The 12,596-nt window shown below is 63.2% G+C and carries 11 protein-coding genes; 2 read left to right on the top strand and 9 right to left on the bottom strand.

Features of this window, described 5'->3' with window-relative positions; all coding sequences use genetic code 11:
- Positions 1-83: 83 nt before the first annotated feature.
- Genes maiA through DXT88_RS07180 form a run of 4 tightly spaced genes read right to left on the bottom strand, consistent with a single transcriptional unit; the run spans position 84 to position 4,785 of the window.
- A complete protein-coding gene (gene maiA / locus DXT88_RS07195) occupies positions 84-734 on the bottom strand; it encodes a maleylacetoacetate isomerase (RefSeq protein WP_265212293.1) in 651 nt (216 codons plus the stop codon).
- A gap of 18 nt (positions 735-752) precedes the next feature.
- Complete coding sequence (gene fahA, locus DXT88_RS07190; protein WP_265212291.1) at positions 753-2,093, bottom strand: fumarylacetoacetase; 1,341 nt, start codon at positions 2,091-2,093, stop codon at positions 753-755.
- Positions 2,090-3,436 carry a homogentisate 1,2-dioxygenase gene (gene hmgA, locus DXT88_RS07185; RefSeq protein WP_265212290.1) on the bottom strand — a complete coding sequence of 449 codons (1,347 nt, stop codon included), beginning with the start codon at positions 3,434-3,436 and terminating at the stop codon, positions 2,090-2,092. Before hmgA ends, fahA begins: the two co-directional genes overlap by 4 nt.
- A gap of 32 nt (positions 3,437-3,468) precedes the next feature.
- A complete protein-coding gene (locus tag DXT88_RS07180) occupies positions 3,469-4,785 on the bottom strand; it encodes an MFS transporter (protein ID WP_265212289.1) in 1,317 nt (438 codons plus the stop codon).
- A gap of 170 nt (positions 4,786-4,955) precedes the next feature.
- Between DXT88_RS07180 and DXT88_RS07175 the strand changes: the two genes are divergently transcribed.
- Positions 4,956-5,864: a LysR family transcriptional regulator gene (locus DXT88_RS07175; protein ID WP_016833225.1), complete on the top strand. Its 909-nt coding sequence runs from the start codon at positions 4,956-4,958 to the stop codon at positions 5,862-5,864.
- Between the two features lie 23 nt (positions 5,865-5,887).
- Entirely contained in the window at positions 5,888-6,742 is an 855-nt protein-coding gene (locus tag DXT88_RS07170) for an alpha/beta hydrolase (protein WP_265212285.1), read from the top strand.
- A 31-nt stretch (positions 6,743-6,773) separates the two neighbouring features.
- On the opposite strand, the gene DXT88_RS07165 is transcribed toward DXT88_RS07170, so the two are convergent.
- The 5 genes from DXT88_RS07165 to DXT88_RS07145 form a co-directional block, all read right to left on the bottom strand.
- Positions 6,774-7,481: a transcriptional regulator NanR gene (locus DXT88_RS07165; protein WP_029363207.1), complete on the bottom strand. Its 708-nt coding sequence runs from the start codon at positions 7,479-7,481 to the stop codon at positions 6,774-6,776.
- Between the two features lie 101 nt (positions 7,482-7,582).
- Positions 7,583-8,980: a 3-oxo-isoapionate kinase OiaK gene (gene oiaK / locus DXT88_RS07160; RefSeq protein ID WP_265212281.1), complete on the bottom strand. Its 1,398-nt coding sequence runs from the start codon at positions 8,978-8,980 to the stop codon at positions 7,583-7,585.
- An 11-nt stretch (positions 8,981-8,991) separates the two neighbouring features.
- Positions 8,992-10,233 (bottom strand): ribulose-bisphosphate carboxylase large subunit family protein, encoded by a 1,242-nt coding sequence (locus tag DXT88_RS07155; protein ID WP_265212279.1) that lies wholly within the window; start codon positions 10,231-10,233, stop codon positions 8,992-8,994.
- Positions 10,234-10,315: 82 nt separating this feature from the next.
- Positions 10,316-11,146, bottom strand: coding sequence for a phosphogluconate dehydrogenase C-terminal domain-containing protein (locus tag DXT88_RS07150; protein WP_265212277.1), 831 nt, complete (start codon positions 11,144-11,146; stop codon positions 10,316-10,318).
- A gap of 73 nt (positions 11,147-11,219) precedes the next feature.
- Positions 11,220-12,566, bottom strand: coding sequence for an MFS transporter (locus DXT88_RS07145; RefSeq protein ID WP_265212275.1), 1,347 nt, complete (start codon positions 12,564-12,566; stop codon positions 11,220-11,222).
- Between the last annotated feature and the right edge of the window lie 30 nt (positions 12,567-12,596).

Below are 12,596 nucleotides of genomic sequence, written 5' to 3'. Positions count from 1 at the left end.
CAGGGAGGAAATTGCCGACGGCGCTTTTTTCACTTTTTTATTTCTGCGCCGCCGAAAAACACCTCGAACGAGGCTACAAGAAATTACGCCGCATCCGGCTGCGCCGAAGGTTGCGCCATCTGAAATGCCTTCAGCGCGTTGCAATTTTCCTCAATCGCAACCAGCGTCGGATAAAGCGTCATGTCGACATTGAATCGCCGGGCATTGAAGATCTGCGGGACCAGACAGCAATCGGCCATGGTCGGCGACTCGCCGAAACAGAAACGGCCGCGCCGCGGACTGGCCGCCAACTGCTTCTCCAGCGCGTCGAAGCCGAGCGCGATCCAATGCTGGATCCACTGTTGCTTGACCTCGTCACTCACGCCCAGCTCCTGCTTGAGCATGCGCAGCACGCGCAGATTGTTGAGCGGATGGATGTCGCAGGCGATCGCCAGCGAAATCTCGCGCACGTGGGCGCGGTCCAGCAAACCCGGCGGCAGCAGCGCCGGCGTCGGGAAGCGTTCTTCCAGATATTCCAGGATCGCCAGCGACTGCGTGATGTGACGCCCTTCTTCCTCCATCACCGGCACCAGCGACTGCGGATTCAAGGCGCTGAATGCCGGCGCATATTGCTCGCCGCCGTTGTTGAGAAGATGCACCGGCACGGTGTCGTAGGACTGGCCTTTGAGATGCAGGGCGATCCGCACGCGGTACGATGCCGAGCTGCGAAAATAGCTGTAGAGATGTATCGTCATGGTCGCCGTCTCCTGATGTTAACTCGCGCGCGCCGGCAGCACGGTGCCCGCGACCTCGCCGAAGCCGATGCGCGGCAGGCCTTCGCGGCCGGCCCAGCCGCGCATGACTACGGTGTCGCCGTCTTCGATGAAGATGCGCGTTTCGCCGTTGTTCAGGCTGATCGACTGCTTGCCGCCGGCAGTCAGCTCCAGCAGCGAGCCTGCCGATTCCGGCGTCGGTCCCGACAGCGTGCCCGAACCGAGCAGGTCGCCCGCGCGCAGGTTGCAGCCGCCGACGGTGTGGTGCGCCACCAGTTGCGACACGGTCCAGTAGGCATCGCGGAAATTGCCCAGCGACAGACGTTGCGGCGCAGTGCCGGCGTCGCGCATGGCCTTGGTTTGCAACAGCACTTCCAGCTGGATGTCGAAGGCGCCGTGCTCGCGCAAGTCCGGCGCATCGAGGTAAGCCAGCGGCTGCGGATCGGCGGCGTCGCGCGTCCACGCGGCGCGATACGGCGCCAGCGCTTCCAGCGTGACGATCCACGGCGAAATCGTCGAGGCGAAATTCTTCGCCAGGAAAGGACCGAGCGGCTGGTATTCCCACGCCTGCACGTCGCGCGCCGACCAGTCGTTCAACAAGCACAGGCCGAACACGTGCGACTCGGCGGCGCCGATGCCGATGGCGTCGCCGATGGCGTTGCCATGGCCCATGAAGACGCCGACTTCCATTTCATAGTCGAGACGCTTGCAGGCGCCGAACACCGGCGCGTCGGACGTCGGCGGCTTGAGCTGGCCGAGCGGACGGCGGAACTGCTGGCCCGACACCGCAATCGAGGACGAGCGGCCGTGATAGCCGATCGGCACCCATTTGTAATTCGGCAGCAGCGGATTGTCGGGACGGAACAGCTTGCCGATCGCGGTGGCGTGATGGATCGAGGTATAGAAATCGGTGTAGTCGCCGATCTGCGCCGGCAAGGCATGTTCGGCTTGCGTCTGCGGCACCAGCGCCGCTTCCAGTTGCGACTGATGCACCGAAGCTTCGCGCAGCAGCGTCGACAGGGTCAGGCGCAGGGCCGACCATGCTGCGGCATCGAGCTCCATCAGCGGATTCAGGTTGCTCCCGGTGGTGGCAGCAACGATGGCCTTGTGCACGGTCTCGCCGAAGCCGGCGAAGGCGCCGCTTTCGAACGCCGCACGCAGGTCGAGGATGCTGTCGCCGATGGCCACGCCGGCGCGAAACACTTCCTCGCTTCCCTGGCCCTTCCGGCGGAACACGCCGTACGGCAAATTCTGGATCGGAAAATCATTGCCGGCGGCATTGGCCGAGACGACCCAGCTGCGCAGGCCGGCGTCGTGGGTTTCATTCAGGGTGATGCTCATTGTTGCTCCGGACGATGTTGTGGATTGAAGTGCTTGTTGATATCCATCCAGCACTGGTAATAGTTCTTTTGCAGCGTCGGCGAACTCAGCGCGTGGCGCGTCGGCTTGATGATGTTGCGCGTCTCGAACATGAAGGCCATGGTGTCACCGACCTTGTCCGGCTTGCTGGTGTCGCTGCGAATGGCCTTCTCGAACGTGGCGCCGTCGGGGCCGTGGCCGGTCATGCAATTGTGCAGGCTGGCGCCGCCGGGACGAAAGCCTTCGGCCTTGGCATCGTACACGCCGTGGATCAGGCCCATGAATTCGCTCGCCACGTTGCGATGGAACCACGGCGGACGGAAGGTGTTTTCCGCCGCCAGCCAGCGCGGCGGGAAGATCACGAAGTCCAGCGTATCCACGCCCGGCGTGTCGCTCTGCGCCTGCAACACGAGGAAGATCGACGGATCCGGATGGTCGTAGCTGATGGAGCCGATGGTGTTGAAACGGCGCAGGTCGTATTTGTACGGCGCGTAGTTACCGTGCCACGCCACCACGTCCAGCGGCGAATGGCCGATTTTGGCCTGCCACAGGTTGCCGCCGAATTTGGCGATCAGCCTGAAGTCGCCTTCGCGGTCTTCGTACCAGGCATGCGGCGTCAAAAAGTCGCGCGGATTTGCCAGGCCGTTGGAGCCGAGCGGACCGAGATCGGGCAAGCGCAGCAGCGCGCCGAAATTTTCGCACACGTAACCTTGCGCGGAACCGTCGGGCAGCTTGACCTGGAAACGCACGCCGCGCGGAATCACCGCGATTTCCTGCGGCTCGATGTCGATGGCGCCCAGTTCGGTCAGCAGTTGCAGGCGACCGGCTTGCGGCACGATCAGCAATTCGCCGTCGGCGGAATAAAAATAGCTGTCGGTCATCGACTGGTTGGCCGCGTACAAATGAATCGCGCAGCCGGTCTGCGCATCGGGCGAACCGTTGCCGGCCATGGTGATCAGGCCCGCCACAAAATCGGTGGGCGCGTCCGGCACGGCATGCGGATCCCAGCGGTACTGGTTGGGCGGCGTCTCGACGTCGTCGAAGCGATCGATCAGGCCGTTGCTCATGCGCTCGAACGGCGCATGCATCGCCGCCGGACGAATCCGGTACAGCCACGAACGACGGTTGTGGCCGCGCGGCGCGGTGAAGGCGGTGCCGGACAACTGCTCGGCATACAGGCCGTAGGCGACTTGCTGAGGAGAGTTCTGGTTCGCAGGCAATGCGCCGGGCAGCGCCTCGGTCGCGAATTCATTACCAAAGCCAGACTGGTAACCCACCGTGTTGATCGCAGCCCTGGCGATGAAAGATTCTGCACGCGTATTCATGATGCGTCCTTCTCAAAAAACTGATTCCTGAACTATTGCGGGCGATACCAATGCAGGCGCGCCACCATCAGCGCCGAGATGATCGCCGGCACAGCGGCGGCCATGAACAGCGAACCGTTGGCCCATTGCATGGCGATCAGCTGGCCGCCGATGACCGGCCCCAGCACCGAGCCGATGCGGCCGATGCCGAGCGCCCAGCCGATGCCGGTCGAGCGCAACTGGGTCGGATAAAAAGTACCGGCCAGCGCATTCACTGCAGGCTGCCCGCCCACCACGCAGAAGCCGGCCACCACCACGCAGATGAACAGCAGAACCGGCGTGGCGGCGACATGGCCGATCAGCGCGATGAAGACGCACGCCACCACGAAGCAGCTGCCCAGCACGCGGGTGAAACCGAAACGATTGATGAACCAGCCCAGCGTCAGCGTGCCGACGATGCCGCCGACTTGCAGCGACGTGCCGATCAGCACCGCGGCGCCGGTCGAATAGCCGGCATCCTTGATCAGCGTCGGCAACCAGTTGGACAGGAAATACAGGTTGATCAGGTTCATGAAGCTGATCAGCCACAGCAGCAGCGTGACGCCGGCGCGACCGTCGCGGAACAGCTCCGCTACCGGCATGCCGTCGTTGCGGGCTTCCTTGACGACCACGGTGCTGCTTTCAGTGACCTGCAAACCGGGTTGCACCTTGTTGAGCCAGCGCGCCACTTGTTTCATCGGACGCTTGCGCAGCACCAGGAACTGGATCGATTCCGGCAACCACAGCAGCATCGCCACGCCCAGCGCCGCCGGAATCAGGCCGCCGACCAGGAACACCGAACGCCAGCCGAACGCCGGGATCAGTGCCGCGCTGACGAAGCCGCCGACCGCCGCACCGACCGTAAAGCCGCACGACACCAGCATCATGCGCGTCACGCGCGAGCTGTTCGGGCTGAACTCGCCGACCAGCGCCATCGCATTGGGCATGATGCTGCCGAGGCCGAAGCCGGTGATGAAGCGCAGGATCAGCAATTCATCGATGGTCTGCACGCGCGTGGTCAGCAGCATGCAGACGGCGAAGAAGAAGGTGGAAATGATCAGCACCGGCCGGCGGCCGTACTTGTCGCCCACGGGCGTAAGCACCAGCGAACCGAGCAGCATGCCGAACAGGCCGGCGCCGAATACCGGGCCCAGGCTGGCCTTGTTGACGTGCCAGTCGCCGATGATGGCGGGCGCGACGTAACCCATGGCCTGGATGTCGAACCCGTCGATGATCAGGCACAGGCCGCACAGCAGCAGCAGTCCGAATTGAAAGGGGCCGAACCGGCTCTGCTCGACGACCTGGTCGACATTGATGACGGCGGATTGCATCCTTGCTCCTCCTGAATGATTGTGGATGGTCGCGACTTGCCCGCATGACAATGTGCCGGGTGACGCCGCGTTTTTTTATGAATGCTGCAATGATCCGGCTTTTACGATATAAATGGGTAAATGTAGTCCATTGATATTGTGAATAATAGTAAGAAGGACATCACGACCGCATGATCGAACCCAAAGATATCGACCTCAACCTGCTGGTGGTGTTTCAGGAAGTCTTCCAGGATCGCCAGATTTCCTCGGTGGCGCGGCGCCTGAACCTGTCGCAGCCGGCCGTCAGCAATGCGCTGGCGCGCCTGCGCCGCACCTTCGGCGACGAGTTGTTCGTACGCACCGCACAAGGCATGCAGCCGACGCCGTTCGCGCAGCAACTGGCCGATCCGGTGGCGGCGGCGCTGATGCATGTGTCGAAGGCGTTGAACCGGCAGGAAGCGTTTTCGGCGGCCGGCAGCGCGCGCCATTTCACGATTGCCATGACCGACGTCGGCGAGGTGTATTTCATGCCGCTGCTGATCGAGACCTGCGCCCGGCTCGCACCCGGCATCCAGATCAGCACGGTGCGCGCCGGCGCCATCGACCTCAAGAGCGAGATGGAATCGGGTCGCGTCGATCTCGCCATCGGCGCCTTCGACAACGTCTCGGGCGCGCTGTACCAGCGCCGGCTATTTCGCCAGAACTATGTAAGCATGTTCCGCCAGGGTCATCCGCTGAGCGGCAAGACGGTGACGATGAAGGATTTCCTGGCGGCGCAGCATCTGGTGGTGTCCTCGCTGGAGAGTCCGTACGACCGCATCAACCAGAACCTGGAAAAGGCCGGCATCCGCACCAACGTCAATTTCCGCGTGCCGCATTTCACTGCCGTGCCCTACATCGTCAGCACTACCGACCTGATCGTGACGGTGCCGCAGAAACTCGCCGAGAGCGCGGCGCAACCGTTCAACCTACAATACATTCGTCCGCCCTTGCGGCTGCCGTCGCTGCAGACCAATATCTTCTGGCACCGCCGCTTCAACCAGGACGAAGGCAATCAATGGCTGCGCGGATTCATCTCCGAGCACTTTGCAGAACAATAGGACAACAGGATCCAGGAGGCGCGATGAAGCATTACCTGCACTACGACCGCGATCAGCTCGACCGCCAATACAATGTACGCGCCGGCATTCCGCGCTTTCAGGATATCTTCGACAGCTGGAATGAAACCGCGCGCGCGTATCGGCAGCAGCATGAAGTGCGCACCAACCTGCATTACGGCACGCATCGCCTGCAGGCGCTGGACTATTTCCCGGCGGCGCAGGCCGATGCGCCCTTGCTGGTGTTCATCCACGGCGGCTACTGGCGCTCGCTGGACAAAGACGACTTCAGCCACCTGGCCGGGCCTTGCCACGAGGCCGGCATCGCCGTGGCCATGGTCAATTACCGGCTGGCTCCCGAGGTCGACATGTCCGAGATCGTCGGCGACGTGCGCCTGGCGGTCTCGTGGCTGTATCGACAGGCGACGCAACTGGGCTTCAATGCCGACGACATCTATGTCGCCGGACACTCGGCAGGCGGCCATCTGGCGGCCATGGTGGCGGCGACCGAATGGCGCGATGCCGGATTACCGGACAATGTCGTGAAGGGATTGTGCGGCGTCAGCGGGCTCTATGACCTAGAGCCGATCCGACTGTGTTATCTGAATGAGGCGCTGCAACTGGATCAGCTCCAGGTACGGCAATTCAGTCCGTTGCATCATTTGCCGCGGCTGCCGATACCGGTGGTGCTAACCGCCGGCGGCGCCGAATCCGCCGAATTCCATCGTCAGTTGGCGGCATATGGACTGGGCTTGCAGGCGGCCGGATTCCCGGTACGGCAAGTCAGGCTGGCCGACGGCCACCATCTGGATGTGATCAGTAAACTGGCCGACAAGGATAATGAACTGGCGCAAGCGTTGGTGGCGCTGATCCGCGCTTGAAGAGATTTTCCTGGCAGATTATTGCTTGCTCTTACTGCTGCCCGAGTTCCCGATACAGCGCGTTGGCGCGCATCAGGTGACTGCGCATTGCCTCTGCCGCGGCATCGCCGTCATGGGCGGCGATGGCGTCGACGATACGCTGGTGTTCGGCCAGCGTGAGTTCTTCCGCACCCGGCGCCCGCACCAGCGTGAAATAAAACTCTCCGGCCCACTTGAACATCGATTCGACGATGGACGGAAAAAGAGGATTGCCGCTGATGTCGGCGATCTCGCGATGAAAGGCCATGTCGCGTTCGATGAACTCTTCCAGGTTGACCATGGACGCGCGGTGCTGCGCAATGCTCAGGCGCAGGCGTGCGATCTGTTCTTCCGTGGCGCGCTCGGCGGCCATGCGGGCGGTGCTGGTTTCGAGCAGGACGCGGGCTTCCTTGAGATGTCCCAGCATGGCGGGCTTGGTGCGCAGCAAATGCTGGGCGCCGATGGCGATCTGGGCGATCAGCCGGTCGGCGGTCGGATCAACCACACGCGCGCGCTCGCCGTGGGCGATCTCGACAAAGCCGGAGCGCTCCATCGCCTGCAGCGCTTCGCGCACCGCAGGGCGGCCGACGCCGTACTGCTCCATCAGTTCGCGTTCCGACGGCAGCTGCGACCCGGGCGGCAGTTCGCCGCTATGGATGCGCTCCATCAGGCGTTCCAGGACTTCCTGATATAACTTGCGTCGCTGTATGGTTTCCGGCATGGCTTGCGTCATTGCGTCAGCTTGAATAAGGCGTGAATGAAAATTGATATGGGACTTTAGCACATCAATTTTACTGCCCTCGCTCACGAATCAGGCCAGGATCACGCGGAAGCCGGCGACGCACCTTCAAGCACATCGCTGAAAAAGCTGCGTGCGCCGACCTGCCCACCCTTGAGAACCACTTCCAGCCCGTCGCGACGCGGATTATCCGACCAGGCGCGACACAAGGGTGCGCCCGGCGACATGGCGGCGCACACGCTGAGCGCGCTGATGTCGAGGGCGCCGGCCACCTCGCCTGAACTGTCCCCGCCGGCAATCGCCACCCTCGACACCGTGCAGCTGTCGAGCAGGCGTCGCATGATCTCGGCCAGCGCGGCGCCGACGCGGCGCGCCGCCTCGGCCCGGCCGAGCCCGGCCTGCTGCGCTATTGCGTCGAAACCGATGACGCAAGGATCATCCGGACCTTCGGCGCTGTACACCAGCGGGCTGTATCCCGCACGGACCGCTGCCGCCGCCAGCGCGACCACGCGCGCCAGTTCCGCTTCGCGACTGACGGCGCCGAGCACCGCCGCCAAGTCCAGTCGTTCCACTGCAAATCCATGCGTACGCGCCCAGGCGATCTGCCCGGCCGTCACCGGCGAGCAACTTCCGCTGACGGCGGCGATGACAGGGACCGGCCCGGCTTTCGGCAAGGAAGTTTTTTCTGCAATCCAGCCGCGCGAACGCCAGTACGACGCCAGCGCATACTGCAGCCCGGACGACGATGCGCTGAACACGCCCGCGCCGCGCTGCTCCCACACCAGCCGACCGGCTTCGCGCAGCGTCTCTTCGTCGAGCACGTCCAGCATGACGACCGGCGTATCCGCGCCCTTGAGACGCGCCAGGCACTGCGCGTCCGTTGCCGCGCCATCGCGCAACTGGACCATGTCGATCAGCTGGATGCGGCGTTGCGTCTGCAGCGCCAGATGACGGCGTAAATCCGACTCGGCCATCGGCGTGACAGGATGGCGCGCCATGGTCGGATGACGATCGAGGCGATAGCCGACGCCGTCGACGGCGGCAAACAGGTTGCCGAACAGTTGATAACGTTTTAACCGCGGCGCGCCGACTATCATCGGCGACCATATGCCCGGCATGTGCGCTACGCCCAGATCGATGGCGCGACCGATGGAGCCGGTGGTCGCGGACGAGTCGAACGTCGAGCACACCTTGTATTGCATCAGCGGCGGACGCAGCGCCGCCAGTTGCGAGAACGCCTGCGGCAGATGCTCATCCATCCATGCCGGCGAGCGGCCGCGCGAGGAACCGGCGATGCCGATGCAGCGCACGTCCGGAAAGCGTTGCAGCATGGCGAGGTCGGGTGTCTGCAGGAACAGCACCGTAGGCAAACCTGCGGCCGCCATCACTTCCATCGCATCGGTCGACCCGGTGAAATCGTCGCCGTAATACGCCAGCAGCAATCCTGCCGGCAAAGCGTTTTCGTTTCCGTCTGTGTTCATGAGCAGCGTACTTATTTCCAGAAACCGAGTGCGGCCTGCAAGGCAGGATGGCGTTCGGCATGACGTTCCAGCGGCACGTCCTCCATCGCCGCCACCCAGGATTCGCGCAAGGCTTCGACGCCCGCCGAGACGCCTTGCGGATGGCCGAAGATGCCGCCGCCGGCGGTATGGATCAGATCCGCGCAACCGATGGCGCGATAGGTGTCGGCCGCCTGCAAACCGGTCTGCCCCGAGCTGAATACCGGCATCGCCGGCAACGGCGCTTCCGGCATCACCGGGCTGAGCACGGAACGCGCTGCGGCGATGACGCTGTCGTCGGGCTCGCTGAATTTGTTGCGCAGGCCGTTGACGTGCATGTGATCGGCGCCGGCCAGACGCCACAGCATCTGCCACGGCGCGTAGTCCCAGCCCAGCTGCGGACAGCGCGTCAGGTAACCCCAGCCGGCGCGATGCGCGTGGATCGGCAGTTGAGCATGGCGGCGCAGCTCCTGCAAACCGATCAGGCCGATCGAATTGAGGCTGGCCATCACGCAGGTGCCGCCTTCGGCCAGCACCAGATCATGGCGCCGCCGCATCTGGTCGAGATCGCCGGTCAGGTTGAAGGCCATCATGACTTTTTTCCCGGTCCGCTCGGCGTGCGCGTTGATGACCCGCATCACGCCGCGCACGCGTTCATCGAAGGGGCAGCGTGCGCCATCGGCCTGCAATTCGTCATCCTTGATGAAGTCGACGCCGCCGGCGACCAGTTCACGTACTTGCTGTACGGTCTCGTCAACCGACAGGCCGATGCTCGGTTTGATGATGGTGCCGATCAGCGGACCGTGCATCACGCCGGTCAGGCGACGCGTGCCGGCGATACCGAAGGCCGGTCCCTGATAAGCCTGGGCGAACGCCGGCGGCAAACGCAGGCCGGTCAGGCGCAGGCCGGACACCTGGCGCAACTCGAACAGGTTGCCCGCGATGGTCGCCATCAGGTTGGGCAGTGAGGGGCCGAGGTTTTCCAGCGGCCAGGAAATCTCCAGTTCGCATTGGGTGTAGCGCTGCGAAGGCATGCCGCCCGGCAAGCTGGGTTGTTTGCTGTGACCGAGGATGGTGAGGCGCTCGACACGTGCACCGGAGCGTTCTTTCAGTTCGGGCGTCTCGGTCGGCAAGGCGACGAAGGTGCCGCTCGATTGTTCGCCGGCGATGACCTCGGCGGCGCGGGCGGGATCATCGCCGGTTTCCAGCCAATAGCTGGCGTAGATGCGTTCCATGTTTTACTCGCTGATGTGTACTCGCTGAAAATCGTGTGCATCCGTGGCAACGATCGCCACGGATGCCTGCGGTTGCAGGTGCTCAGGTGATACGGCGGATGCTTTCGGCGATTTCGTCGTGCTCGAATACCTTCAGCCAGTCGTCGCGCAGCAGGCGCGGCAAGCCGTTCTGGATTGCTTTGTTGCAGGCGTCCGAAAACGCGCCGGGGATTTCCTTGAAGATCACCGCGCCCAGAATGTTCATGTGGCCCAGCAGGAAATCGCGCGCGGCTTCTTCGGGCACGCCGCGACGCACGGTCTCATCCATGGCCTGCTTCATCGCGTAAAGCAAGGTGGCGCAGACGGTTTCGGACAGGCCCGGTTCAAGGATCGCCATCTGGTCCACCGTCAGGCGGTAGCTGCGCAGGATCGGTTGATAGATTACCTTGGCGACGTCTTCGCCCAGGTCGAAGGCCGACTCCGGACCTTGCATCAGCGCGCTGGTAATCGATTGCTTGGCGGCGCCGCCACCGAAGAAATCGCGACGGCCTTCTTGTGTCGTCTCGTCGTTGAAGATCGGCGGATGGCAGGGGTGGGCCACGAAATAGACCAGGTCCGGACGATCCGGCAGGTGGCCGGCGAAAGGCGCGGCCGCATCCAGCGTCATCACCATCACGCCGGGACGCAGCTTGGGCGAAATCTCCGCAGCGATTCTGCCGATCAGCGTATCCGGCACCGCCAGGATGACGACGTCGACATTGTCCAGTGCGGCATCGATGCTCACGCATTCCACGTCAAGCTCCTCCTTGAGACGCTGCTGGCCGGCCTGGCTGACTTCCACGTGGGCCACGCGGTAGTCGGATTTCTTGAGGTTCTTGGCCAGCCGCACACCCATCTTGCCGCCAGCGCCGAACAGGGCGATTTTTTCTTTCATGATGATTCTCCAGTTGCTCAGTGACTATTCAGTGATTCGGTAATACAAACAAATTTGTTGAGGATGCAAGACGCTAGTCTGCGATCGCCTTTCCTTGCAATTCCGACGACAAGGTTTGCTCTTGCCGCGCGCCCGCGCCGATGGCGAAGATCACCACTGCCGACATCAGCATCAGTGCTCCGACCACGAACATCGGCGCCTGATAGGACCCGGTCGCGTCCTTGATGGCGCCTGTGACGAACGGCGCAATGAAGCCGGCGGCGTTGCCGACCGTATTGATCAACGCGATACCTGCCGCGGCGGCAGCCCCCGACAGGAAGCGCGCCGGGATCGACCAGAAGGTCGGCAAGGCCGAGAAGATGGCGCAGGCGGTGACCGTGATGGCCGCGACCGTCGCCGCCGGCGTGTTCATGTACAGCGCCATCGGAATGCTGACTGCACCCAGCAGGGCCGGTACGCCCACGTGCCAGCTGCGCACGCCGCGATGAGTGGCATCGCGGCTCCAGAGGTACAACGCCACCGCTGCCGGCAGGTAAGGAATCGCCGTGATCAGGCCTTTTTGAAAGACGTTGAATTTACTGCCGAATTGCGCTTCGAAGCCGCCGATGATGGTCGGCAGGAAGAACGCCAGCGCATACAAACCGTAGATCAGGCCGAAGTACACCAGCGACAGCAGCCACACGCGACTGTTGGTCAGCGCCGAGGTGACGTTGGATTGCGCGGTGATGCGCTTGGTCTTGTTTTCACTGGCCAGCGCGGCAGTCAGCCAGTTGCGCTCGGCTTCGTTGAGCCATTTGGCGTCGGCCGGCTTGTCGGCCAGATAGAACCAGGCAATCACGCCGACAACGATGGCCGGGATTGCAACGCCGGCGAACATCACGCGCCAGCCTTCCAGTCCGAACAGGCCGTGAGCCTCGATCAGCAGCGCCGCAACCGGCGCACCGATCACGATGGTCAGCGGCTGCGCGAGATAGAACAGCGCCAGGATATGACTGCGGTGGCGGGCCGGCACCCACATGCTCAGGAACAGGATCGCCCCCGGGAAGAAGCCGGCTTCGGCGACGCCGAGCAGGAAGCGCAAGACATACAGTCCCTCGACATTGCTGACCCAGGTGAACAGCAGCGCGACGATGCCCCAGGTCACCATGATGCGGGCCAGCCAGCGGCGCGCGCCGTATTTATGCAGCGCCAGATTACTGGGAATTTCCAGCAGTACGTAACCGATGAAGAACACACCCGCGGCAAAACCGAATTGCGCCGCCGTGAGGGCGAGGTCCTTGGTCATGCCGTTGGGACCGGCGAAGGAAATCGCCGTGCGGTCCAGAAAATTGATAAAGAACATCAGTGCGACGAACGGCACCAGCCGTAACGACACTTTCCTGATTGCCGACTTTTCGACGGCGCTTGTTGCTGCCTCCATGCTGTCTCCTCAGTTGATTGAACAAGGCCA

Origin of the sequence: Herbaspirillum lusitanum, assembly GCF_026127345.1 — a bacterium.
Classification (GTDB): Bacteria; Pseudomonadota; Gammaproteobacteria; order Burkholderiales; family Burkholderiaceae_D; genus Herbaspirillum; species Herbaspirillum lusitanum.
Note: the sequence above shows the minus strand (reverse complement) of the source record. Positions and strands in the feature narration are given on the sequence as shown.